The 25,413-nt window shown below is 60.7% G+C and carries 22 protein-coding genes; 8 read left to right on the forward strand and 14 right to left on the reverse strand.

Annotated features, from left to right (window positions below; genetic code table 11):
* The first annotated feature begins 173 nt into the window (after positions 1–173).
* Positions 174–1,370 (forward strand): HD-GYP domain-containing protein, encoded by a 1,197-nt coding sequence (locus WJM78_RS13485; RefSeq protein WP_339009843.1) that lies wholly within the window; start codon positions 174–176, stop codon positions 1,368–1,370.
* On the opposite strand, the gene WJM78_RS13490 is transcribed toward WJM78_RS13485, so the two are convergent.
* Both WJM78_RS13490 and fsa read right to left on the reverse strand, forming a co-directional pair.
* A complete protein-coding gene (locus WJM78_RS13490; RefSeq protein WP_339009845.1) occupies positions 1,367–1,555 on the reverse strand; it encodes a hypothetical protein in 189 nt (62 codons plus the stop codon). The genes WJM78_RS13485 and WJM78_RS13490 overlap by 4 nt on opposite strands.
* 109 nt (positions 1,556–1,664) lie before the next feature.
* Positions 1,665–2,315: a fructose-6-phosphate aldolase gene (fsa, locus tag WJM78_RS13495; RefSeq protein WP_339009847.1), complete on the reverse strand. Its 651-nt coding sequence runs from the start codon at positions 2,313–2,315 to the stop codon at positions 1,665–1,667.
* Between the two features lie 127 nt (positions 2,316–2,442).
* Between fsa and WJM78_RS13500 the strand changes: the two genes are divergently transcribed.
* From WJM78_RS13500 to WJM78_RS13520, 5 genes are all read left to right on the forward strand, one after another.
* Positions 2,443–3,339: a glycyl-radical enzyme activating protein gene (locus tag WJM78_RS13500; RefSeq protein ID WP_339009848.1), complete on the forward strand. Its 897-nt coding sequence runs from the start codon at positions 2,443–2,445 to the stop codon at positions 3,337–3,339.
* A gap of 4 nt (positions 3,340–3,343) precedes the next feature.
* Positions 3,344–5,788: a formate C-acetyltransferase/glycerol dehydratase family glycyl radical enzyme gene (locus tag WJM78_RS13505; RefSeq protein WP_339009849.1), complete on the forward strand. Its 2,445-nt coding sequence runs from the start codon at positions 3,344–3,346 to the stop codon at positions 5,786–5,788.
* Positions 5,789–5,882: 94 nt separating this feature from the next.
* Entirely contained in the window at positions 5,883–6,629 is a 747-nt protein-coding gene (locus WJM78_RS13510; protein WP_339009850.1) for a DNA-binding transcriptional regulator YciT, read from the forward strand.
* A gap of 165 nt (positions 6,630–6,794) precedes the next feature.
* Positions 6,795–7,688 carry an EamA family transporter gene (locus WJM78_RS13515; protein WP_339009851.1) on the forward strand — a complete coding sequence of 298 codons (894 nt, stop codon included), beginning with the start codon at positions 6,795–6,797 and terminating at the stop codon, positions 7,686–7,688.
* Between the two features lie 133 nt (positions 7,689–7,821).
* Entirely contained in the window at positions 7,822–9,672 is a 1,851-nt protein-coding gene (locus WJM78_RS13520) for an extracellular solute-binding protein (protein ID WP_339009853.1), read from the forward strand.
* Positions 9,673–9,799: 127 nt separating this feature from the next.
* Here the strand turns inward: WJM78_RS13520 and WJM78_RS13525 are convergent, their stop codons facing one another.
* Entirely contained in the window at positions 9,800–10,192 is a 393-nt protein-coding gene (locus WJM78_RS13525) for a DUF2750 domain-containing protein (protein ID WP_042036410.1), read from the reverse strand.
* Between the two features lie 94 nt (positions 10,193–10,286).
* Positions 10,287–10,844: a hypothetical protein gene (locus tag WJM78_RS13530; protein ID WP_275929968.1), complete on the reverse strand. Its 558-nt coding sequence runs from the start codon at positions 10,842–10,844 to the stop codon at positions 10,287–10,289.
* A 251-nt stretch (positions 10,845–11,095) separates the two neighbouring features.
* Between WJM78_RS13530 and WJM78_RS13535 the strand changes: the two genes are divergently transcribed.
* Positions 11,096–11,344: a TIGR02647 family protein gene (locus WJM78_RS13535; protein ID WP_042036408.1), complete on the forward strand. Its 249-nt coding sequence runs from the start codon at positions 11,096–11,098 to the stop codon at positions 11,342–11,344.
* Here the strand turns inward: WJM78_RS13535 and WJM78_RS13540 are convergent.
* The 7 genes from WJM78_RS13540 to WJM78_RS13570 form a co-directional block, all read right to left on the reverse strand.
* Positions 11,331–11,636, reverse strand: coding sequence for a hypothetical protein (locus WJM78_RS13540; protein ID WP_042036407.1), 306 nt, complete (start codon positions 11,634–11,636; stop codon positions 11,331–11,333). The two genes, WJM78_RS13535 and WJM78_RS13540, sit on opposite strands and share 14 nt — an antisense overlap.
* A 106-nt stretch (positions 11,637–11,742) precedes the next feature.
* Positions 11,743–11,952, reverse strand: a complete 210-nt coding sequence (locus WJM78_RS13545; protein WP_005331438.1) for a cold-shock protein — start codon at positions 11,950–11,952, stop codon at positions 11,743–11,745.
* Between the two features lie 204 nt (positions 11,953–12,156).
* Positions 12,157–13,257 carry a dihydrolipoamide acetyltransferase family protein gene (locus WJM78_RS13550; protein WP_275929969.1) on the reverse strand — a complete coding sequence of 367 codons (1,101 nt, stop codon included), beginning with the start codon at positions 13,255–13,257 and terminating at the stop codon, positions 12,157–12,159.
* Positions 13,254–14,237, reverse strand: a complete 984-nt coding sequence (locus tag WJM78_RS13555; RefSeq protein ID WP_042036401.1) for an alpha-ketoacid dehydrogenase subunit beta — start codon at positions 14,235–14,237, stop codon at positions 13,254–13,256. Before WJM78_RS13555 ends, WJM78_RS13550 begins: the two co-directional genes overlap by 4 nt.
* Before the next feature lie 79 nt (positions 14,238–14,316).
* A complete protein-coding gene (pdhA, locus tag WJM78_RS13560) occupies positions 14,317–15,411 on the reverse strand; it encodes a pyruvate dehydrogenase (acetyl-transferring) E1 component subunit alpha (RefSeq protein WP_212514226.1) in 1,095 nt (364 codons plus the stop codon).
* A 268-nt stretch (positions 15,412–15,679) separates the two neighbouring features.
* Positions 15,680–16,705: a succinylglutamate desuccinylase gene (astE, locus tag WJM78_RS13565; RefSeq protein ID WP_287147398.1), complete on the reverse strand. Its 1,026-nt coding sequence runs from the start codon at positions 16,703–16,705 to the stop codon at positions 15,680–15,682.
* 281 nt (positions 16,706–16,986) lie between these two features.
* A complete protein-coding gene (locus WJM78_RS13570; protein WP_339009864.1) occupies positions 16,987–17,196 on the reverse strand; it encodes a DUF1127 domain-containing protein in 210 nt (69 codons plus the stop codon).
* A gap of 521 nt (positions 17,197–17,717) precedes the next feature.
* Between WJM78_RS13570 and WJM78_RS13575 the strand changes: the two genes are divergently transcribed.
* Complete coding sequence (locus tag WJM78_RS13575) at positions 17,718–18,611, forward strand: DNA replication terminus site-binding protein (protein WP_042036395.1); 894 nt, start codon at positions 17,718–17,720, stop codon at positions 18,609–18,611.
* 176 nt (positions 18,612–18,787) lie between these two features.
* On the opposite strand, the gene WJM78_RS13580 is transcribed toward WJM78_RS13575, so the two are convergent.
* The 3 genes from WJM78_RS13580 to WJM78_RS13590 form a co-directional block, all read right to left on the reverse strand.
* Positions 18,788–22,630, reverse strand: coding sequence for a DEAD/DEAH box helicase (locus WJM78_RS13580; protein ID WP_339009866.1), 3,843 nt, complete (start codon positions 22,628–22,630; stop codon positions 18,788–18,790).
* A 213-nt stretch (positions 22,631–22,843) separates the two neighbouring features.
* Positions 22,844–23,497 (reverse strand): YceH family protein, encoded by a 654-nt coding sequence (locus WJM78_RS13585; RefSeq protein WP_339009867.1) that lies wholly within the window; start codon positions 23,495–23,497, stop codon positions 22,844–22,846.
* 153 nt (positions 23,498–23,650) lie between these two features.
* Positions 23,651–25,366 (reverse strand): PglL family O-oligosaccharyltransferase, encoded by a 1,716-nt coding sequence (locus WJM78_RS13590; RefSeq protein WP_339009869.1) that lies wholly within the window; start codon positions 25,364–25,366, stop codon positions 23,651–23,653.
* Between the last annotated feature and the right edge of the window lie 47 nt (positions 25,367–25,413).

The raw sequence follows: 25,413 nt of genomic DNA on the forward strand, positions 1-25,413 counted from the left end.
GCACAACCTCAGAGTCCATCAATAAAGGGGCGTCATTATATAGGCCGAGGGCAACAACTCCAGCACTAAGCGGTAGTGATGCAGACCATGTCGTCATGACGAAGCCCGGCGCGGGTGTTAGACTGCCTGCAGAGGGCCTAATGTTACGCATAATAATAAAGTCAGGAAGCCGAATGAAGTCGCACACTCCTCATCCAGTCATTCCCGTCAACCAGCTGCAAGCCGGCATGTACGTGATCGCCATCATCAGCCAGACAGGTGGCATGGAGATCGCCCAGATGGGGCTGGTGACCACCCGTCAGCAGATCGATGACCTGGTCCGGCGCGGTGTGCTAACGGTGCGCGTGGATCTCGCCCGCAGCAAGCTGGCTGGCATAGAGCAGATAATCTCCCCCGACCCGGCTACCTTGTCAGCGTCATCCCAACGCACGGCAGGCAGTGCCAACGGCGAGGGCCGCGAACTCAAGATCCGCCGTCTCTACCAGGAAGCCCGCGAACTGCAAGGCAAGTTCATCCGCCAGCTCAAGGCGGGTGAACCCATCGACATCACCCCGCTGGCCGCAGTGGCCGAAGATATGGTGGACACCATGTTCACCCACGGCGATGCCATGCTCTGTCTGGCCCGCATTCGTGCCAAGGATGCCTACCTGATGGAGCACTCCATGAACGTGGCCATTCTGCTCGCCAACTTCGGCCGCTATCTGGGGTTGGAACGCAGTGTGCTCAAAGAGCTGACCCTGGGGGGCCTGCTGCACGATGTGGGCAAAATCATGACCCCGGATGAAGTGCTCAACAAACCGGGCAAGCTGACCGATGAAGAGTTCACCATCATGCGCCAGCATGTAGTACACAGTTACGACATCCTCAGCCAAACCCCCGGCATCACGGCCACCATGCTGGAAGTCGCCGCCAATCACCACGAGCGGCTCGATGGCACGGGTTATCCCAGCCACCTCAAGGGAGATCAACTCTCTCTTCATACCCGCATGAGCGGCATCGTCGATGTCTACGACGCCGTGACGGCAGATCGGGTCTACAAACAGGGGATGCAGCCGACCCAGGCATTCCGGATCCTGCTCAAGGGGGCCGACCATCATTTCGATCGGGGGCTGGTGACCAAGTTCATCAAGTGCATGGGGGTTTATCCGGTGGGGACGCTGGTACAGCTCTCCAACCAGCGGTTGGCTATCGTGATGCAGCGCAACGAGCAGCAGCCGCTCAAGCCGGTGGTCAAGGTGATCTATCACGCCACCCAACGCCACTATCTCGATGTACAGTGGCTGGATCTGGCGAAATCCGGAGTACAGGAGAGCATAGAAAGCACGGTCGATCCCAAGGAGTTTGGCATCAGCCTCGCCCACTTCGTCTAGTTGGTCCCCTCCTCCCGGGACCGCTCGACGCAATGCAGGATAAGAAACTCCTCATCCAGCGGTGACAGGTCAAAGCGGATACAGGCCTCTTCGATGGCCCGGATGTCGTGTTGACGGTGCTCGCTGAGCCAGCGCACAGCGCGACGCAGATCTTCACCATGGGGCAGTAGGGGATGGTCGCTCATGAGGCACCTCCGGTAAGCCATCGACATCAGCCCGTCAAACCGGGCTGTCCTCTATAGCTTAGTCCGCCAGCCGCACCACCTCTATGTTCCCTCAATCAGACCTCTCACCTCAGGCAAAAGCCCGCTGCCAATCTTGGTCAAACTTCGCCAATGCCGCATCCACCGCAGGTACAGTCAGCAACTGTTCGGCCACATCGAGCGGCAGGGTGATGGATTGGCAACCGGCCAGCAGGCAGTCAAGCGCCTGACGGGGAGTACGGAATGACGCCGCCAGCACCTTGCTGTTCGGTGCGTGCAGCTCAAGCAGCTGTTGCAGCTCCTGCACGGTGGCGATGCCATCGCCGCCCTGAGCGTCCAGCCGGTTAACGTAGGGAGCGACATATTCCGCCCCCGCCACCGCCGCCAGCCAGCCTTGCAGCGGGGTATAGACCGCGGTACCCAGGGTCGGCACGCCGCTGGCGGTCAGGCTCTTGATGGCCGCCAATCCCTCTGCACATACCGGGATCTTGATCACCAGATCCGGGTCCAGCTCACGCAGGGCGAACGCCTCGCGCACCATCTCGGTTTCGGTTTTGGCCATCACCTGGGCAAACAACCGAGCCTTGGGCCCCAGCACGTCGCGCAGAGCGGGCAGCAGCTCTCTCAGCGGCAATCCCCCGGCGGCGGTAATGGAAGGGTTGGTGGTGACACCGGCCAACGGCAGGATCCGTGACCAGCGACGCACTGCCGCCACATCGGCGGTATCGAGATACAGCTCCATCTCTAACTCCTTAACGGGATGTTCAATATGTCGCCATTCTAGCGACAAAACATCTGCGAATTGCTTGATCAAAATCAAATCAACTTTCGAATGAAAGCAAATAGAATGAAAAACAAAAGGAGGCGGTATGATTTTCGACCTGCAACGATATTCAACTCACGATGGCCCCGGCATTCGCACCCTGGTGTTTCTCAAGGGGTGTTCGCTGGCCTGCCTGTGGTGTCAGAACCCGGAAAGCCGCTCTCCCCAGCCGGACATCTTGCTCGACCGGCGTCAATGCATCGAGGGATGCCAGCTCTGCAGCCAGGCCTGTCCGGCAATCTTGCATGACAGCGAAGGCATTCAGCTCACCCGCTCTGCCCTCAGTGCACAGGATAGGGAACGGCTGCGTGGCCTCTGCCCCAGCGAAGCGCTGCAGGTGTGTGGCCGGGATGAAACGCTGGACATCCTGATGGACACCATACTGCGGGATCGCCCCTTCTTCGAGCGCAGCGGCGGTGGTGTCACCCTCTCCGGTGGCGAGCCGTTTATGCAGCCCGACTTTGCCGCCGCCCTGCTGGCCCGTTGCAAGGCAGAAGGGCTGCACACGGCGGTCGAGAGCTGCCTGCATGTGCCCTGGCACCAGATTGAGCCAAGCCTCCCCTCACTGGATCTGGTGCTGGCGGATCTCAAACACGTGGATAAAGCGCGTTTCTTCAACTGGACCCGCGGCAAGGTGGAGCTGCCCATCGCAAACCTCAAACGCCTCGCCGAGCACGGCGTGCCGATGCAGATCCGGGTGCCGCTCATTCCCGGCTTCAATGCCGACCGCGCATCGATCACCGCCATCACCGACACCGCCGCCAGTCTCGGCACTGTGCAGGAGATCCACTTCCTCCCCTACCACACCCTGGGGATGGGCAAATATGCCCTGCTGGATCTGCCCTATCAGGCGCCGGAGACACCACTCGACGACCCCGATTTACTCAGCTTTGCCCACGCATACGCCCAACGTCAGGGGCTGACCCCTGTGACCAGAGGATAAGATCATGACCCAGCTCGACCTCAATACCCTCAGCCCGCGGATCCGCGCCCACAAAGAGAGCCTGATCCACATCGTTCAGCCACCGGTCTGCACCGAGCGTGCCCGCCACTACACGCAGGCCTATCAGGCTCATCTCGCCCGGCCGCTGCCGGTGCGCCGCGCCCTGGCGCTGGCCCATCACCTCAAGGAGCGCACCATCTGGATCAAGCACGACGAGCTTATCGTCGGCAATCAGGCCAGTCAGGTACGGGCAGCGCCGCTCTTTCCCGAGTACACGGTGAGCTGGATTGAGAAGGAAATAGACGAGCTGGCAGACAGACCTGGCGCCGGTTTTGCGGTCAGCGAAACCGACAAGGAGATCATCCACGCCCTCACCCCCTTCTGGCGTGGCCAGACAGTGCAGGATCGCTGCTTCGGCCTCTTTACCGACGAGCAGAAAGCACTGCTGGAGAGCGGTATCATCAAGGCCGAGGGCAACATGACCTCGGGGGATGCCCACCTTGCGGTCAACTATGAGGAGCTGCTCACGCTGGGTCTCGATGGCTTCAAGGCCAAGGTGGCCGAGCGGCGCAGTCGGCTGGATCTGGCGGATTGGGCCGATCTGCAACGTGAGCAGTTCCTGCACGCCGTCGCCATCACCCTGGATGCGGTCAGCGATCACATCGCGCGCTACGCCACTCTTGCCCACGAGATGGCCAGCGACATGGCTGCGCAAGAACCGCGCCCCGAGCGCCGAAGCGAGCTTGAGACCATAGCGCTCAACTGCGCCCACATCGCCCACCAGCCCCCCGAAACTTTCTGGCAGGCGCTGCAACTCTGCTACTTTATCCAGCTCATCCTGCAGATCGAATCCAACGGCCACTCGGTGTCGTTTGGCCGGATGGATCAATACCTCTACCCCTGGTATCGCCGCGAGGTGGAGCTGTCAGAATCCCTGTCACGCCCCCGCGCCATCGAGATGCTGCAAGGGTGCTGGCTGAAACTGCTGGAGGTGAACAAGATCCGCTCCGGCACCCACTCCAAGGCCTCTGCCGGCAGCCCCCTCTATCAAAACGTCACCATTGGCGGCCAGAACTGGCGCGATGGCGCGGCCCATGACGCGGTCAACGGCCTCTCCTACGCGATTCTGGAGTCCTGCGGCCAATTGCGCTCGACCCAGCCCAACCTCTCGGTGCGCTACCACGCCGGGATGAGCGAGGATTTCCTCGACGCCTGCATTCAGGTGATCCGCTGCGGCTTTGGCATGCCCGCCTTCAACAACGACGAGGTGGTGATCCCCGAGTTCATCAAGCTCGGGGTGAGCGTGGAGGATGCCCACCACTACGCCGCCATCGGCTGCATCGAGACCGCCGTGCCCGGCAAGTGGGGCTACCGCTGCACCGGCATGAGCTTTATCAACTTCGCCCGCATCCTGCTGGCCTCCCTCGATGGTGGCCGCGATGCCACCACAGGCCAGGTATTCCTGCCCCAAACCCAATCGCTGCGAGACGGGAGCTTTGGCAACTTTGACGAGGTGATGGCACGTTGGGATGAGCAGGTGCGCTACTTCACCCGCAAATCCATCGAGATCGACTGCGTGGTCGACAGCGTGCTGGAGGCGCAGGCCCACGACATCCTCTGCAGCACCTTGGTGGATGACTGCATCGAGCGCGGCAAGACCATCAAGGAGGGGGGCGCCGTCTATGACTGGGTATCCGGTCTGCAGGTGGGGATTGCCAACCTCGGCAACAGTCTGGCGGCCCTGAAGAAACTGGTGTTCGAACAGGGTGTGGTGGGGCAGCAAGAGCTGGCTGCCGCGCTGGAGCAAGACTTTGCCGGGCTGGCGGGGGAGCAGTTGCGCCAGCGCCTCACCAATGCCGCCCCCAAATATGGCAACGATCTGGACGAGGTAGATCTGCTGCTGGTGCAGGCTTACCAGAGCTACATCGACGAGCTCAAGGGGCTGCACAACACCCGCTTCGGGCGCGGCCCCATCGGCGGCACCTACTACGCCGGCACCTCCTCCATCTCCGCCAACGTGCCGTTCGGTGCGGCCACCCTGGCCACCCCGGATGGTCGCCACGCCCGCACCCCGCTGGCGGAAGGGGCCAGCCCCTCGTCAGGCTCCGATCGTCTCGGCCCGACGGCAGTGTTCAACTCCATCGGCAAGCTGCCCACGGCGGCTATCCTCGGCGGGGTGCTGCTCAATCAGAAGCTGAGCCCGGCGAGCCTTGAGAACGAGCGGGACAAAACCAAGCTGATGAGCCTGCTGCGCACCTTCTTCGAGGTGCACAAGGGGTGGCACGTGCAGTACAACATCGTCTCGCGCGAAACCCTGCTGGCTGCCAAGGCCAATCCGGATCAGTACCGGGATCTGGTGGTGCGGGTGGCGGGCTATTCGGCCTTCTTCACCGCCTTATCCCCGGATGCACAAGATGATATCATCGCCCGCACCGAGCACAGTCTCTGACGGGGCGCACCCCATGGCGCCTGTGACGTCATATGATTGGCAAGCCACCCTCGGGTGGCTTGCCGCTATCCACCACCTTGCATGCGAGCGCACCATGAATCCACGCCACCAACTGATCCTCACGCTGGTCCATCAGGCTCGCAAGATGAGCGTGAGTGAGCTCTCCCAACACACAGGCGTGTCAGAGGTGACTGTGCGCAACGACCTCACCGCACTGGAGAAACAGGGACTGCTCAGACGGGTACACGGCTCGGCCATGGCACTGGAGACCGATGACCCGGATGCCCGGATGAACATCAACTACCTGCTCAAGGAGCGCCTCGCCGAGCGGGCCGCCCAGCTGGTGGACGATGGCGAGACGGTCTTTATCGAAGGGGGCAGCGCCAACGCCATGCTGGCCCGCCATCTGGCCCTGCACAAACGGGTCACCATCATCACTATCAGTAGCTATATCGCCCATCTGCTCAAGGACACCCCGGCTCAGGTGGTGCTGCTCGGCGGGCTGTTCCAGCATCAGAGCGAAAGCGTGGTGGGGCCGCTGACGCGCCTGTGTATCGAGCAGGTGCACTTCTCCAAGGCCTTTATCGGGGTCGACGGTTTTCACCCCGAGGTGGGCTTTACCGGCCGCGACATGATGCGGGCAGACGTGGTCAATAGCGTGCTGGCCAAGGGGATGACCAATGTGGTGATCACCGACAGCAGCAAATTTGGCGCCATCCACCCGAGCCAGCTCGGCGCGCCGGGCCAGATCACCGTGCTGGTCACCGACGATGCCCTGCCCGCCCCCATGCGTGCGGCCATCGCGGCCAAGGGGATCACCCTGCACTGCGTTGCGGCCTGATCTGCCCTGACCTTGCCACCAGGATCCGCCACCGGCCCCTCTACCAGTAACTCCCAAACGGGTCTTTCACCTTGACACTCACCACATGCCCAAGGGTATGCTCCCCCCCTTGCCGATAACTGCGGACCGCCAGTCGCCGCCCCTCTGATGACAAGGATTTCAACCATGCAAACCAAGGACAAGTGTCTGGCCGCCCTGGTCATCCTCTGCTGGGGGCTCAACTTCGTCGCCATCAAGTGGGGGCTGGATGGCATTCCCCCCCTGCTGCTGGGTGCGCTGCGCTTTATCGGCGTGGTCTTTCCCGCCATCTTGCTGGTGCCCAAACCCACCATACCCTGGCGCTGGCTGCTGGCCTATGGCGGTGCCATCAGTCTGGGCCAGTTCGCGTTTCTCTTCAGTGCCATGAAGTTCGGTATGCCCGCGGGCATGGCCTCGCTGGTGCTGCAATCCCAGGTGGTGTTCACCCTGCTGTTTGCCATGATCTGGCTGGGGGAGCGCTGGCAGCCTCACCACTGGGTAGCACTGCCTTTGGCGGGGTTCGGCCTCTATCTCATCGCCACAAACGGCGAGGGCAACCTCACCCTGCTCGGCTTCGTCTTGACACTGTGCGCCGCTGCCTGCTGGGGTCTTGGCAACGTCATCAATCGCCAGATCGGTCTGCGTTATCACACCTCCCTACCCAGCCTCATCGCCTGGGCTGGTCTGGTGCCGATATTGCCATTTTTCGCCCTCTCCTGGCTGTTCGAGGGGCCGGAGCGCATTGCCAGCAGCTTGCTCAATTTCAGCTGGCAAGGATTACTGTGCGTGCTCTATCTCTCTTATGTTGCTACCTGGCTTGGCTACGGCCTGTGGGGACGGCTACTGATGCGCTATCCGGTAGCGCAGGTAGCACCGCTCTCCCTGCTGATCCCCTGTGTCGGCCTGGTGGCGGCCGCTATCCTGCTTGATGAACACCCGACCGCCTTGCAGTGGCTGGGCGCTGGCCTGGTACTGCTCGGCTTTGTGGTCCATCTGCTGGGTGGCCGACTGCGCTGGTTCAAACCACAGAGCGCAACTTGATAACCACCCGCTTATTTACGTCATCCCATTGACCTGACAGGATTAAATTTTCATGATGAGCCAGTCCCCCATCGGGACTGGCGTCACCAAAGCGTGACCTGCAGGAAGCAGACCATCAGGAGAGAGCAAGGATATGCCATCGACCATCACCGCCGGGGGGCGTTGCCTCCCCCACTTCATACGCGCCACCGCCATCACCCTGACGCTGTGCTGGAGCCCGTTTGGCTGGAGTGCCACACTGCCCGCTGACTTGAAATGGGAGAGCAACAACACGGATCCGGTCTATGCCGATCCGGCCGCCAAGCGCGGCGGCACGTTTCGCACCTTTATGACCAGCTTTCCCCTGACCCTGCGCAAATTTGGCCCCGACTCCAACGGCGGGTTTGCCGGCTACGTGCGGGAGACCAACCTGCCACTGCTGAGCACCCATCCGGTGACCGGCAACCCCATGCCCATGCTGGCAAGCGAATGGGCCTTCGGTGCCGACAACAAGACCCTCTATTTTCGCATCAATCCCAAGGCACGCTGGTCAGACGGCCAGCCAGTCACCGCCGATGACTGGCTCTTTACCCTCAAGATGATGCGTAGCAAAGCGATCAACGACCCCTGGTACAACAACTACTACAGCACCCAGATAACCGACATCACCAAGTTTGACGATCACACCCTGGCCATCACCAGCGGTACCGAAAAGAGCCGCCAGGACCTGCTGGAGTCGCTGCCCATCAGCCCGGAGCCGAGCCACGCCATCAAGCTCACCGACAACTGGGTCAAGGAGTACAACTGGAAGGTGCTGCCGGTCACCGGCCCCTATCAGATCGACCAGCTGAAAAAAGGCAAGTCGGTCACCTTCAAGCGAATTGAAAACTGGTGGGGGGATGACGAGCGCTATTTCCAGCATCGCTTCAATCCGGAGCGGATCGAGATCAAGGTGCTCAGGGATCAGAACATCGCCTGGCAACACTTCCTGCGCGGCGATCTCGACACCTTCCCGCTGAACATGCCCAACTGGTGGCACGACAAGACCAAAACAGCGGCGTTCGAGAAGGGTTATATCGAGCGGGCCTGGTTCTACAACCAGACCCCGCAATCGCCAATGGGGCTCTATCTCAACACCGCCGATCCACTGCTGAGCAATCTCGATGTGCGACTCGGCATCCAGCATGCCCTCAATATCGACAAGATGCTCACCACCCTGCTGCGGGGGGATTACCAGCGCCTCAACAGCTATGGATCGGGTCAGGGGGCGTTTACCAACAGCGAGCTTAAGGCCCGTCCGTTCGACCCCAAACTGGCACGGGAATACTTTGCCAAAGCCGGTTTCAACAAGGTGGGGCCGCAGGGGATTTTGCAAAATGACAAAGGGCAATCACTGACCCTCTCCATCACCTACACCACCGCAGAACATGCCCAGCGGCTCACCTTGCTGCGAGAAGAGGCGAAGAAGGCAGGGCTTAATCTGGAGCTCAATCTGATGGATGCCTCGGCCGGTTTCAAATCGATGCTGGAGAAGAAACACCAGAGCGCCTGGATGGCCTGGAGCGGCGGCCGCTACCCCGCCTATTGGGAGTTCTTCCACAAGATCAACGCCAACAAGCCGCAAACCAACAACATCATGAACATCGATGACGACGCCATCACGGCGCTGGTGGAGCAGTACGACAAGGAGTTCGATTTTGCCAAAAAGGCGGCCCTTTCACGGCAGATCCAGCAGCGGCTCTATGAGCTCGCCAGCTTCGTGCCAGCCTATCAGGTGCCCTACACCCGGGAAGGAGCCTGGCGCTGGATCAAACTGCCCAAGGTGCCGGCGCCCCCCAAGAGCGAGCAGCTCTACTGGCCACTCGACGGCGGAAATAGCGGCTACAGCTATGGTGGCCTGTTCTGGATTGACGAGCAGGCGAAAGCGGAAACCAGGGCAGCCATCAAGAGCGGCAAGACCTTCCCCGCCGTCACCCTGACCGACACCCGCTACCAGCAGCACTAAGGCTGCTCACCCAGTCATGGGGCTCGCCCCCAAAAAGACGCAGCCCATAGAGCCGAAAACAAAAGACCCCGCACGTTGGCGGGGTCTTTTTATTGCAACCAGGGTTGCAAGGGAAGCTCAGGAGCGATTAAGCGCGCTTGGCCTGCTTCTCGGCAATGGCGTCGGCCACGTCGGCCGGCTCCAGCACTATACCTTCCTGATCCGGAGTCGGGAACACGGCAACACACAGCTCGTCTTGCTCCATACCGTCGACCCAGCGCTCCAGCCACACCTTGAGGGTAATGGACTGCGGCTTGCACTCGGCCCACTCACCCTCGGCCCACGCCTGGGCGTACTCGGGGTGCGGCCATACCGGAATGCAATCTTCATCGTCGGTGGTCAGCATCATGACACCGTGCTCGTCGGTCAGGACGAACAGCTCTTCGTGCTCGACCAGCTTGCTGATGAAGTGCTCGTAGCGGTAGTCAGCGTTCAGTTGCAGCGCAGCATTGCGCTCGGTTTCGCTCAATTCATAGCTCATTGGCCAAGTCTCTCTTTCAATAAAGGGCGCCATGTTCACATCTTGCTGACAGCTTGTCCAGTATGAGAGATCGGTCACCTATTTTTCGGCGATGTCAGCCCAGTTCAGGCGTTACCAGGGTGATCTCCACCGTCTCGCAGCAACGCTGGCGCAACCAGTAGGCAGACTCCACCTCGACGAAGCAGAGTTGATCCCGCCCTGCCTGCACGCCCTGCATGATCTGCTCGAACCGCAATTGCTGTTGCTGCTCCCAGGCGCTGGCCAGTCTGCTGCCATGGGCCTCGTCCACCACCTCGCGGCGCAGCTCGAACAGATTATCGGTGATCGGGCTGTTTATCTTGGCCGGGCTATGCCAGTACATCAGCAGGTTGTCCATCATCTCGGTGTCATAGTTGGCAAGGGCATCCAGCTCGGGGGTCGCCCCGACATCGCTGGCAGCAAAGTCACACCAGCCCGCAGTCAGCGGCGCCAGGGTTTGCGCAGCCGCCCCCTTGCCATGCCGACGCAAGGAGGCCACATCCGATCCCTTGATTGCAGGCAGCCAGACATCGCCCTGATGCTGGTCAAGCAGCGGCAGCAACAGAGAGGTGGGATAGACAGGGAAACGGGGGCCGAGAGAGTGAAGCAGTGATACTAGCGTGATCTTAACCATGAGGGACGCCTTGAACTGGAAGGCCGATCAACTGTGTTCGGCCAGAAAGACAAAGGAGGCCCTTATCCTATCATGTTTGACTGCTAGCGAGCGGACTCACATTTTCACGGCTCAAATCGGAGGGCAATGCCCAAAAAAACAGCGTTCAGGCAGGGGGGCGCCAGAGAAAGCCCAATAGTTTGAACCAGCGCCCACTAAAGTGGATCCGGGAATGCTAGTTTGCATACATCTTTAGCGTAAGGAGTGCATTCATGATTGGGATCGACCAGATTTCTAACGACTTTATAAACGACTTGAAAATACTGGCATGCTTTGATCCGGCCAACATGAGCCTGGGGATCAAGTTGCGCAGTGACATGTCTGACGAGCTGTGCCAGGCGGCTGTACGCCTGCATCAGCAAGGTCTCATCAGCGCAGAAGATGGCGGCTACCTGACTCCTTTTGGCATGACCATGGTTGAGCATCTGCAGCATCTGATCGTCGCACTCAAACCGCTTTGATCGCCTGCGGGGCCCAGAGTGAAAAGTTGAGCAACTCCCAGCGTGAGCCCTGCCGCAACAGACAGGCAAACAACAAAGGACCTTCGGGTCCTTTTATTTTGCCATCGACCATCCATTCACCTTCCCGTTTCGGCAAAGGCTGAGCCTTGATCTCATCGGGTATGCTCATGCTTCCCAGGCGAACTTGTACAAATTGCTGACACACGGCTTTCGCTTCGGTGGCAAACGCATTCTGTGCCTCAGTGTCGACGGACATGAGCAGGCTGGCGGCCAGTAGAAGCGATGGGATCATGGTGAGAGAGGGCGGTGAAAGTGAGGTCGATACAAGCCTAAAAAACCCCTATAAACAAAAAGCCGTGGAACCAGAGGCACCACGGCTTTCTTAAATTCTGTAAGAATTACAGAGCAGTTACGTTCTCAGCCTGCGGGCCTTTCTGACCTTGGGTCACAGAGAACTGTACGCGCTGACCTTCAGCCAGGGTACGGAAACCGTTACCGCTGATAGCGCTGAAGTGAACGAAAACGTCCGGGCCGTTTTCTTGCTGGATGAAGCCAAAACCTTTGGTTTCGTTGAAAAACTTAACGGTACCGGTGATCATGTTAGACATATCTATAACCTGTATTCAAATAATTACTTATGCTTTTCAGCGGATAAAGCTCAAAAACGGGATTAACTTATGAACAACAGGAAAAGATGTAAAACATCATATTCATTGACATAACTTTCGCCCTTTCAAGCTGATTTAGATTATACGTGGCTTTGGGGATTACGCAAACAAATTTGTGCCCTGCCGACGGCAGGGCACAAGGGTTTATAGCGCGGGAGCTTCCAGTGCCTGAACCAGGATCTTGAGGAAGCGTGCAGCCTCACCGCCAGTGCAAGCTCTGTGGTCAAACGTCATCGACAATGGCAGTGCCCTGACCGGACGAGCCTCACCGTGGATGAACACCACCTTCTCGAACAACTTGCCGGCGCCAATGATGGCGACCTGAGGTGGCGTCACTATGGGGCTGGCATAGCGACCGGCGATAGCACCGAAGTTGGTGAGGGTGATGGTCGCTCCCTGCAGCATCTCCCGCGGCACGGCACGCGCTTTCACATCGGCGATCATGCGATCCAGCCCCTGCCGGATGTCCGCCCCCTCCCGCTCTGCCACGTTCTCCATCACTGGCACATAGAGCCCATGCCGGGAGTCCACCGCGATGGCGACGTTGACCTCGCTGAACAGCCGCCTTGAGAGGGTATCGCCGTCAAACCAGGCGTTCATGGAGGGCTCAGCACGACAGGCAACGCCAATGGCCTTGATGAGGCGTACCGTCACATCCTCATCCGGCCGCCAGTGACGCAGATCTACCTCGTCGGTAATGCTGACCGGCACCACTGTCTGATGGGAGAGTTCCATCGCCTTGGCCATGGCCCGGCGCGAGCCCTTGAGAAATTCGTTGCCGCTGCTCTGCAGCGCTTCGAAGGCGCTCTGCACGTCCTGCTCTGTCACCATACCGGCGCTGCCACTGCCCTTGATCCGGTCGATATCCAGTCCCAACTTTTGCGCCAGCAGGCGCACGGCAGGCATGGCTTGTACCAGGCTGCCACCTGGGGCTATGGCACCCACCACGAAGTGGTCCTCAATATGCTGTTGATGAGCACTGACCTTGCCAACCACAGTGCCGTCATCCTCGCCACCTTCGAACTCCACCAGCGGCGCACCGATGTGGAGTATGTCGCCCTCCTGCCCGCACAACCTGGCGATCACCCCCGCCACCGGCGAGGGCACATCCACCAGTGCCTTGGCGGTTTCTACCGACAACAGCACCTGATCGACACTCACTGTATCGCCGGCACTCACCTTCCATTCGACTATCTCGGCCTCGGCCAAGCCTTCGCCCAGATCCGGTAATTTGAAAAATTTCATAGCCACTTCTCCATCAGCTGATGAGCCGCGTCCGCGATATCCTGCTCGGTGATGAGGTAATACTCTTCGTTGCGGTAGTAGGGCACGGCGGCATCCACCCCGGTAAGGCGCCTTGGCGGTGCCTTGAGAGAGGTCAACGCCTCCTCGGTGACCCGCGCCACTATCTCTGCGCCCACGCCGAAGCTGCCGCACGCCTCATGCACCACCAGCAGACGCCCCGTCTTGCGCACCGAGGCCAGAATGCTCTCCATGTCGAGGGGTTTGATGGTGGCGAGATCCAGCACTTCACACTGGATATCCTGTTCCGCCAGCAGGCTCGCTGCTCGCATCACCTCCTGGATGCAGGCTCCCCACGCAACCATGGTGATATCCCGTCCCGGCCGCAGGGTGAAGCAGACGTCCAGCGGCAGGCCGACACCGTCATCCACCACATCCGACTTCATGGAGCGATAGATACGATCAGGCTCGAAGAACATCACGGGATCCGGGTCGCGAATGGCCGACAGCAGCAAGCCATAGGCCCGCCTCGGACTGGAGGGGATCACGACCCGCAGCCCCGGAATATGGGCAAACAGGGCTTCGACGCTCTCGCTGTGATGCTCCGGCGAGTGGATACCGGCGCCATAAGGAGAGCGGTAAACGATGGGACAGGAGAGGCGGCCACGGGTGCGGTTACGCATCCGCGCCGCCTGGCAGATGATCTGCTCCATGCCGGGAAAGATGAAGCCCTGAAACTGGAACTCGGCCACCGGCTTGAGCCCCTGGGTCGCCATGCCGACGGCCACCCCGGCGATCAGCCCCTCGGCGAGCGGCGTATCGATCACCCGCTTGAAACCAAACTTGTCGCGCAGGCCGACGGTGGCGCGAAACACCCCGCCGTTGACCCCCACGTCCTCACCGAGCACCACCACATCGGGGTCATGCTCCATCTCGTGATGCAGCGCCAGATTGATCGCCTCGAGCAGTGTCATTTCACTCATGCTGCCTCCCCATTCCCATTGCGTGCCATGTCGCCACACCACGCCGGCTTGATGGCATCCTGCAGTCCCATCTCATCGATCATGAGTGTTCCCCCCCAGCGTGGCGCTGCATGCCCTTGGCAATGATGCGCTGGCGCTGCCCGCGATAATCCTTGGGTAACTCGGCAAATTGATAGTCGAGCAGGGTTTCCGGCGCCTGCGGGGCCGTACCTTCATAGGCAGCCACGGCGCGATCAACCTCCCGGCTCGCCTCGGCCAGCAGCGCCTGCTCCTGATGCTCATCCCACCAGCCCTGCTCGGCCATGAACTGGCGCAGCCGCTTGACCGGCTCCTTGGCCCAGGCGGCCTCGACTTCGGCGGCATCGCGATAGCGGGTCGCATCGTCGGCCGTGGTGTGATCCCCCAGCCGATAGCTGATTGCCTCTATGAGGGTCGGGCCCTTGCCGGCGCGCGCACGCTCCACGGCAATGCGGGTGGCATCATAGACGGCCACCACATCATTGCCGTCAACCTGAATGCTGCGCACCCCGGCCCCCATCCCTTTCTGGGCCAGGGTGGGGGCGCTCGACTGCAACTTGCGCGGCACAGAAATGGCCCACTGGTTGTTGTTGATGATCATCACCATGGGCAGATGCCAAACTCCAGCGCAGTTGAGTCCCTCCAGGAAGTCACCCTTGGAGGTGCCGCCGTCACCTATGGTGACCACGGCAACGCGAGGCTGGTTGCGCAACTTGAAGGCCGCCGCTATGCCGGCAGCATGGGTGATCTGGGTAGCGATGGGCACGCAGATGGGTAGGTCCTCCGACAGCTCGCCATCGGCCTTGTAAAAGACACAACCCCGTTCGTCCCCGCCCCAATATTGCAGGTTTTTCTCCATGGGCACGCCCCGCACGTAGAGGGTGGGCATGTCCCGGTAGTAAGGCACGTAGACATCCTGCTCCTGCATGGCGAGACCGACGCCTATCCCGACCGCTTCGGCTCCCAAATGGGAGGGAAACGTGCCGAGTTTGCCGGTTCGCTGCAGCGCTATCGCTTTCTTGTCATAGCTGCGCACCATCACCATGTTGCGGTAGAAGGTGTGCAGTATCGCCTTGTCCAGCCAGGTCGGCAGTGTCGCGACCGGGCGCCCTTCCTCATCGAGGTAACGAAGGAAAGGGATGTCGACATGGGTCATAACTGGCTCCTTGCCGTTGTTAACGTCACCACCATGAGGTGACCCTGAGAATGTAAATAATATGTTAATCAAAGAGCAACATAATTTAACCAGGTAAGACCAGTAGAAACTTCTTTAATTTCAGAAAGACACTGAACTTTTCGGCTGAGCAGAGACGAGAAAGGGAGCCGCTTTGGGCTCCCTTTTCGGGCTGGTACGGGATCAATCCCACAGAATGGATGCCGCCGGCCCCACGGTACGCAGGTGGCGGGCGCAGGAAAGGATCAGTTCACTCCCACAAGCGGGTCGGTACCACCAGCAGCACGGTGCGCTGACCTATGGCCACATTGGCGTTGGGGAAGACCACTGCCTCCCGCGTCTTTTCTACCGTGTAGCGCAGCGCCCCATCCTCAGCCAGCACAAATCCCTGGGGAAACTCGGTGAAATTGTCCACATCGCTGGCAAACAGGAAACGAAACTGGGCCGATTGCTTGTTGATCACCCGGTCGATGGCAAAAAGGGTGAAGTCATCCGCGCGCCAAGGCTCGAGCACCACCTCATCCTGAGTCACCAGCTCCTGCAAGGCCTGACGGGTCTCGATGAAGCGGGTCATGTCGTTCTCGCCAAACGGGCGCACCTTGCCCAGCTCCACCGTGAAGGCATGGGCACCATGCTGGTGCGAGCTGTAATAGCTGAAGGTGGTGGTGGGGCCGCTGGAGAGCAGTATGGTGCGCACCCCGCAAGCACCGAGGAACTGCACCTGCTCCCTGCTGTGCGGCCGCTCATGAGGGAAGGGGTAGACAGCAAACTTCTCGTGGCGTGAACCCCGAATGGCGGTGTGCAGATCGTAGTGATAACGGGGCCGGGCCGGATCGGCAAAGAAGCGGCTCACATACTGCTCGAGGCGCATGGCGCGAATGCGCTCCTGATTGCACAGCCCCTCCCCCTTGCTGTGGGCACCGGAAAAGAGCCGGTTCATGTTCTCCTCCACCTCCCGCAGTCCCAGGTTCATGGCGGCCGGGTTGCCAAACAGGAACAGCACACGATGACGGGCGCTGAGCTCACCGCTGAGCAGCCGGGTCAGCAACTGGTTGCAGATCTCGATGGGGGCGGTTTCGTTGCCGTGAATGCCGCAAGAGAGCACTATGTCCTTGCGCCCCCCCGGCTGCCCATCACCCCCTTTCGCAGGCTCCAGACAGAGCACTCCTGTATCCCACACGCTCACCCGGGTGCCACCAGGCAGGTCAAATGTGAAGGGCTCAAGCTGCCACTCATGGCGACGAGTCAGGGCCAAAAAGTCATGCTGGGGAATCATCCATCTCACCCTTTTGTCAAGAACGCTATGGGCGGATTATACGCAAGGCGTGAGGGCTTAAAATCAGTTTTTAAACAAATTCAAACAGTAAGGATACAAATATGGCGACAGATAACGACAAGTCGGCAAGGCATGGGGTAAACGAGGGAACGGCAAAAGAGGAGATCAAGCGACAGGGACGAGAAAATATCAGGCAGGTAGCCATTCACACACCGGCGTCAGGCCGGTAGACAGAGGAAGATCAGGATCAGCAGAAAAACGAGGCATCCATGCCCGGCTGATCAACCACGCCAAAACGGCTTGGTGGTCTCTTGATAGCGATCGGAATCGTTCAGGCCTATATCCTTGAGCAGGTACTCGGGCAACTCGGAGAGCTGGCGACGGCTGCGGCTGCGTTCCAGCCAGGTCAGCACTGTCATTTTGACGCGGGCAACCAGATTCGATTGGCTGGAATGCTGGTAACCTACCTCGGTATAAGCCATGTTGGCCATGATGTGGCTCCTCTTGATGATGTCTGCGCGGGGTGCGAATTTGTTGCGCAAAGCTTAGTCAGGAGGAACGGGCGACTCAATTGACGAATTTTGATACAACACATTAGTAAAGCTAATAGTGAATATCGTCAGCCTAAAAAACATAAGATATTGATTTTAAAATATTAAATAACCATTTTATTCCACCTGAAAGCGCAACAGCATATTCTCCTGTATGGCATGTCTCTAACTATGCAGTTTCTTGTCTTGCCTATGCAGTCACGGGCTCCCGAGGCGAGGAAGGCAACCTGGGGTTTACATCCAGTCGTTAATCAAGAGATCTTTTATTGATCCTTATTTAACAAGTAGATACAAAAAAACACTCTCAAACGGCTATCGCTTTTCGCCCTCGCCAAGCACACCGCTAAGGAGACGCTTGGCGCACTTCCGGCATGCTGGTATGGTTATTTATACAGTAGTTCAGCCAACCCCCTGCCAACTCTCTTTAGAGGATGTGACAGGGGCGACCACAGGACATGCCGATGGACACATTTACGCCGACTGCCGCCCTGCGTCAACAGATGGACGCACTCGAAGAGGCGCTGGCCCACCTGGCCCGACAACTGGAGCAGCTCCCCTTGCTGGAGGCCCACGTCTATCCCCTTCCTGCCGTACCCCAAGGGCAGGAGCACGAGCCCATCGAGCAGATAGACGTGGGCTATCTGGGCGGAGAGGAAGCGCTGGCGGCCACCCTGGTGGCCTACCGGGATCACAGCGCTCGCCCCGGCTGCTCCACCAAGGCTACCCACCGCCTGCCGGGCTGGCTGCGCTTCTCTGCCGCCAGTGCCAGCCAGCTGCGCCCACTGCTCGAGGAGATCAACGCCCGCAAACTCGCTTTCAAGACATTGGTGCAACAGGCCGGCGGGCGCGATGAGAAGTTCGAGCTGGTACACAGGGCCCTGCCCGGGGTGATCACCCTGCAGGTCTACCGCAAGCTGACCCTGCTGGAGGGAGAGCTGCATTCTCTCGGCTTTACCTGGGCCGACAAGCAGAGCATCAATCGCCTCAGCCGGGAGCAGGTGCTGGAGATGCTGGAGCGCAGCCGCCGCTACATACCGGCGCTCTCCAACAACGAGGAGTGGAGCAAGATGGTGGATCAGGAGGTCTATGACCTTCGCCGCCTGCCTGCCGATGCCGAGCTCAGGATCCGGCGACCGGTCAAGACCCACCCCATGATCAACCTGCTCTGGCAGGACCGGGAACCCCGCAAGCAGCAGCTCAAGGCGAGCCTGCCCCTGCTGCTCTGCTCGGACACCCAGCCCGGCGTCACCCACCTTGGCCACTACCCGCCCAAGCTGCGGCAAGCGCGGCGGGATCGCAAGATTGGCGGTGAGCCCATCATAGAGCGGCTGCATCTCTACCTCTATCAGGGGTAGCCGTGGGTCAGCAGACTCCCCTTGCCCAGCCTCTCCAGATGGCGCAGCAAGATGCCAATTCATCGCCGCCGCTGGCCTGGCCTCTTTGACGGGCACGCCTGCACAGGCACAGCCATAAACGAAGGGGGGATCGCCTGCTGGCGATCCCCCCTTCTATGTGCACAACATCAGCCTGATCAGCCCATCAGCAAAGCGCGCAGACTCTCCACATCCAGCCCGCGCACTTCGGACTGGCCGCTCAGCAGGCCATCGGCCAGCGCCCGCTTCTCGTCGTGCAGGGCGACGATCTTCTCCTCCACCGTCTGCTCGCACACCAGCCGATAGACAGTGACCGGCTGGGTCTGCCCCATGCGGTGGGCCCGATCGCTCGCCTGATCTTCCACCGCCGGGTTCCACCAGGGATCCAGGTGCAGCACGGTATCGGCCTGGGTCAGGTTGAGGCCGGTGCCCCCCGCCTTGAGGCTGATGAGGAACAGCGGCACCGGCTCGTGCCGGAAGCGCAGGATGGACTCCTGGCGGGACTTGGCTGAGCAGCCGCCATCCAGATAGCAGTAATCCCATTTCTTCTGTTCAATGCGCCCGCGCAGCAGGCTCAGCAGATCGACGAACTGGCTGAACACCAACACCCGATGACCATTGCCGATCGCTTCGTCCAGCAAGGCCATCGCCTCGTCCAGCTTGCTGCTGGTCTGGGACCACTCGGGCATCACCAGTTCGGGGGAGCAGCAGAGCCGGCGCAGCCGGGTCAGGCCGCTCAGCACGTGCATAAGAGCGCGGCCATCGGCACTTTGCACCTGCTGCACCACCTCGCGCCGGGTTGCCTCATACAGCTGGCGTTCCTCGGGAGAGAGGCTGATGTGATGAATGATCTCTGTCTTGTCCGGCAACTCGGTCAGCACCTGCTGCTTGAGACGGCGCAGGATGAAGGGGCTGATCACCGCCCGCAGCAGCGCCATGTGCTGGGGATCCTTCACCGCCTTGCCGAAGCGGCGCTTGAACTCGCCCAGGCTGCCGAGCAGACCCGGGTTGATAAAGGTAAACAGGCTCCACAGCTCCCCAAGGTGGTTCTCGATGGGCGTGCCGGAGAGAGCAAGGCGAAAATCCCCTTCGAGCTGGAACAGCAGCTTGGCGCGCTGGGTGCCGGCATTCTTGATCTGCTGCGCCTCATCCAGCACCATGCTCGACCAGCGGCGGGACTTGAGCGCCTCCGCCAGGCTGCCGAGCATGCCGTAGTTGATCAGGATAATCTGGCCGGCCTTGGCATCGCGGATCACCCCTTCTCGCTCGGAGGGGTTTTCGAACACCACCACCTCGAGTTCGGGGGCGAAGCGCACCACCTCTTCCTGCCAGTTGGTGACCACTGACTTTGGCACCACCACCAGCGCCGGCCCCAGGTGCTGACGCATGCGCAGCACGATGAGCGCCTGCAGGGTCTTGCCCAGACCCATATCATCGGCCAGACAGGCGCCAAAGCCATGATGCGCCAGGGTCGCCAGCCAGCGAACCCCATCCTTCTGATAATCCCGCAGCGGGGTCAACAGTTCGGCCGGACACTCCACCTCCTGCAACCACTCCTGTTGCAGGGAGTGCCAGGCGTCATCCCCCTCAGTGGTGATGACGGAGAGCAAGCGGGTGAGCGGATAGGCCAGCTTGTTGTTGATGCGTTGCTCTTCATCCAGCATGGCGCCCAGCATGGTGAGCCGCTCCACCAGCTTGTCGCTCAGCATCAGGCTGGTCTTCTCGTCGAGCTGGACGGTGCGCTGACCCGGCGTCATCTGGCGCAGGATGAGACGCAGGTCGAGGATCTGGTGCTCATCAAGGGCCAGCGCCCCCTCCACCTGGAACCAGTCCTGGCGCCGCTCGATGCGCAGGCTCAGGGCCGCTTCATCCAGACTCTTGAGGCGGGCGCTGTCCTGATGCCAGTGAATGACCACACCGGCATCCACCAGCTCGGGCAAGGCATTGACCAGTGCCAGCGCCTGCTCCCCCTGAAGTAGCCACTCACTGCCGGGCAGCCCTATGGGCAACGAATGGCGCAGCTGCTGGGCCTGCCCCTTCTCGGCGGCAAGGTCCCGCTGCCAGTAGTGATAATCCTTGATCCCCTGCCGTACTATGGCCTCCCCCTTGCCAAGGGGCAGTGGCGGCAACTCGCCCTGGCGGGTCACCAGCCTGACCGCCAGCTGGCCATCCTGCCAATCCAGCTGAACCGAGGGAACACCGGGCCAGGGAGCCAGTTCGGCATTGCCTGTCAGGCCAGCCACCTGGCTGTGCCAGGGCAGATCCGGGATGGCATCCAGGGTACGTTGCAGCTCACCTACGCCCTCTTTCGACAAGGGAGGAATGGATTCCAGCGCGGGCAGCCGATCGAGCAGCGCCTGGGGGGTGAGGATAAGCTGCCACAAGTCCTGCGCCAGCGGCAGTATATGGGCCCCGCGCGCGGCGGCGGCCGGGCTCAGCACGGCGCCCATGCCCTGCTCAAGGGTGACAATCTGCAGCAGAGGGGCACTGATGGCCAATTGCAGCTTTTGTCCCTTGGCATTGAACAGACGCGGATGATTGGCCAGCGGCACCCAGGCATCTCGCGGCAAGTGGCCCATGACCCTGGGCAGTGTGCGCACCAGCGCCCAGTCCTCTTCGTCAAGCAGGGCGGCATACTGGGTGGAGAGCAGCGCAGGATCGACCCGACGGCCGGCGGTCCACTCCCCCTTGGTGCTCTGCTTCTGGATCTTGCACTCCAGCTCGGGCCCTTCGGCATGCAGCAGCCAGACCAGCCGCTCCTGCGCCTTGCGCACGCCGCTGGAGCGTCCCAACCCCTGCAACCAGTTGAGCCAACTGGCAGAGGCGGGTGTCTTGTCCTCCCCGTCCTGTTCGTTTGTCTCTTCCTCCCCGTTGGCGGCACGCAGCTGTTGCAGCGGTGCACGCTGCGCCCCCAGCCCCAGCAAGAGCCGCAGCAGATCCTGACAGAAGGCCATCAGCCTGTGATGGGGATCGGCCTCCAGCACGTGGGAGAGATCCCACTTGTGCAGGATGGCAACCTGGGGGCTCTGCTCACCGTGCCGGGCAAGGGCGCAGAGATCGAGCCAGAGGTACCCCCAGTGCAACTCCTCCAGCGGCAGTTGCAGGGTATCGAACAGACCGACCGCCTGGCCGTGGCGATCGCCGGCCCACTGGCCCAGCAGATCCGCCAGCAGCGGAAACTGGTTACCCAGGCTGCGCTGCCATTTTTTGCGCTGCTCGCTAGCAATCACGGGGTCGGCTTGTTGCAACCAGCCGAGCCAGAGCAGGCCGCCGAACATCAGTGGCCACTGGCCCTGATCGCCTTGCGCCTGCCACTGCCCCAGAGCACCGAGCAGCCGCTCGGCAAGGGGTTGTTCTGCCCCCTGCTCCGCCAACTGCTGCAAGGCGGGCCAGTGAGTGGTTACCTCACCGGCAAGGTCGCCACAGAGCCATTGCCACTCGGATGCAAACCCTTCACTCACGCGGGTCAGCTCGGGGGCACAGGCGCAGGCGACCGATGTCAGCGGCCACTGCTCGCCCGGTTCAGCATCGAGCAAGGTTTGCAGGGAGAAGTGCATCAGCATCAGTTGCTGCCATTGCGGGCTGGAGCCCGGCAGCAGGCGATGGGCCTCGGGCACGTCGAGCAGACTCAGCAGATCGGCCGCGAGGTAGTAGGTCGGCACCTGACCCGCCTCCCCAAGGCAGAGCTCGCGCACCAGCGCCTGGGCCATCTCCTGACCGGTCACCGAGGGCACCCGTGCCCAGTTCGGCATGGGGCAGGCTCCCGAGCGCACCGCCAGGATCAGCGCCAGGGTTCCCTCTGCCGTCAGACTCCACTGCTGCTCCCCGCGCAGCCGCACCAGCCCCTGCAACTGCAACTGGCTCAGCTTGTCGGTCAAAACCCGCCCGATCGGCTGCTGTGCTTGCAGTTGTTCTTGCAAATAGCGGGTACTGGCGGTGCGCTGCAACTGCAGCTCACTGAGCAGGGCATAACAATCGGAAGAGAGGGTGAACGCAGACATCAAGACTCACGGGCAGGTGCAAAAGCGGAATTTTAACGGGAAAGCGGCGGCGGCTCGACCCTTAACCGTGAAATAACTCAAAAAAAGCCGACTGGCTCATAGAACGCAGCGCTCAGGGCTGAGCGCCAAGGGATGGCAAGAGGCGGAAACCTCGGCGAAATGGCAATAAAAAAGGCGCCTCAGCGCCTCTTTAGGGGGAAACGTGCCGACGTATCAGCCTTCCAGCTGCGCCAGACGGGCTTCCAGCGCCTGTAACTGGGCCTTGAGGGTTTCGACCTCCGCCTCCAGCGCGCTCAATCTGTCCACCGCCGGGGAGGCATAGCTGCTGGCAGGGGATGCCTCGGCCAGCGCCTGCAGATCCACCTCGCCACTGAACAGGTGGGCATAGCGAGATTCACGCTTGCCCGGTTCGCGGGGCAACTTGACCACATAGGGCCCCTGCTCAATCAGGGCAGCCAGCGCCGCATCCACCTGAGTGACATCATCGAAGCTGCACAGGCGGTTGGTGCGAGAGCGCAACTCACCGGGTGTCTGCGGGCCGCGCAGCAGCAGCTCACAGACGATACCGAGCTCCTGCGCGCTGAATTTGAGGGTGCCGAACTCGGTATTGCAGAAACGATGCTGGTAACGGGGCACCCGGGCATTGAAACCGGCGGTGTTGACCACCAGACGCTTGCGGATCAGCTCATCCACCACGGCGCGGATCTCCAGCTCACAGAGCTCCAGGACCGGCTCGCGGTTGCTCTTCTGGTTGCAGGCATTGACCAGGGCATTGAGGGAGAGGGGGTATTGATCCGGCGTGCAGATCTCTTTCTCGATCAGAGCACCGATCACTCGGGCTTCCAATGGGCCTAGCACTAACTCCATTTCATACTCCCTTTCTAAAACAAGATGTTGAGGCCACTATCTTAGCCATGACGCCCGGGCCGTCCAGCATAGGCAACCATTTTTGCGAAGCGGTGAGGCGGTTGATGAAACATCACCCAACCTGGCCGCCCCGCGTTGCACCGCCCCCCAACATCAGGAGGAGGGCTTGCGCTCCAGCGCCGTGGCCACGGATGTAGCGGCCGAGCCGGTTAGCAAGGGATCACCCGGATAGAGCATCAGGGCCTGCGCGCGCAGTGCCTGCGCCTCCTCTTGGCGCCCCAGCGCGCCGAGCGCGATCACCATGTTCGCGTAAATATTAGCTCTGGGCGTGTGACGTACAAAGGCCTGGCCCCAGTCAAGATAGGCTTCAAGCTCCCCCTTGTTATCGGCCTGCAAGCCCACCATGAGTCGCACCGAGTTCACGTCAAACTCCACCCGGGTCAACCAGGCCATGGGATTGACGATGTCGAGCAACAGGGTCGGCTCCTTGTAGCCACCACGCTCATACTTGGTCACCACCCAGGCAGTATGAATGGCGGTGAGCATGAAGGGCACGACCAGCAGAGGAATGGTGATGGCCACGAAACGCAGCAACAGCCAGGGGCGATAGACATACTCGCGCCAGCTGGCACGGCCCGAGGCTTGCAGCCCCTCCTCCACCTCCGCATCCAGCACATGGATCAGCAGCAGCAGGGCCCACCACAGGGCAATGGCATGATAGAGCGGATACTCGGTCTGGGTGTGCAGCAGTATGGGGATCACCAGCGCCAGCAGCGCCGCCCCCTTGACCCAACCGGCCCGACTCAGCCGCCATAGCAGGGCGCCCACCATCAGCACCATGCCAATCATGGGGGCCAGCCCCCCTTCCACCGCCCAGTAGAGAAACTCGTTGTGGGGGTGATCGAGGTTGTATTCAATCTGCACCATGGCCGGGTTCAGCGCCTTGTCGGCCATGTAGTGATGCAGGAAGGTGGTCTCAAAGCTGCCGTAGCCCCAGCCAGCCAAGGGGGATTGCGCAATCAACCTGGCGGCATAGGGCCAGTAGACGGAGCGCATGCCACCGGATTGATACACCTCAAGCCCGCGCTTGACGCCACTGATGCCGTATTGTGACACCAGCCCCAGCACAATGCCGAGCGCAACCAGGCCAAGCATACGGGCCAGTTGATGCTGATGACGCAACTGCGGTGCGAGCAGGATCAGGGCCAGTAGGCCACCCAGTTGCCCCACCCGGGATTGCAACACCACCAACAACAGGCTGGCCGCCAGGATCACCCCATAGCGCAACACGCGTAGCCAGAGATTGGCGTTACCGCGTAGCTCCAACCAGATGGCAAGAGCAAGTCCGGTCGCCATAAAGGTCGCCATCACATTGGGCTGCTGAAAAATACCGTAAGGGCGATTGGCAAGGGTGTCATAACCGAGCCAGTTGCCGGGGGTCAGCAGGTAGTACTGCACCAAGCCCAGCAGCGCCTCGATGGCCACAGCCCCCAACAACAGATAGAGCAGCTTGTCACGGGCCTGACGAGCCAGCTGCCATTGATAAAGACAAAACAGAAACAGCAGACCGGCAAACAGCCCCAGCAGCCGGGGAATGGCGTAGTCCTTGAGCTCGAAGCCGGGATAGGCCATCGGCAGCAACAGCAAGCCTCCACCGAGCCATAACCAGGCCTGCAATGGCGAGAACACCAGCCGCTGTTGCAGCGTCACCTGCCACAACCCAAGGCCAATGACGAGGCTGGCGAAGATCCAGCCCCAGGCATTGAATGGCAAATAGAGCCCGGCCCCACCAGGGTTGTGCATGAAGAAATGCATGGCCAGCAACCAGTACAGAGCGCTGACGGCAGCAAAGAGACCCGTATTGGTCATCTTCCTTGATCCCCTTTATGTTGTTGAGCAATGTTCATACGTCGGTG

This window comes from Aeromonas popoffii, from assembly GCF_037818705.1.
Classification (GTDB): domain Bacteria; phylum Pseudomonadota; class Gammaproteobacteria; order Enterobacterales; family Aeromonadaceae; genus Aeromonas; species Aeromonas popoffii.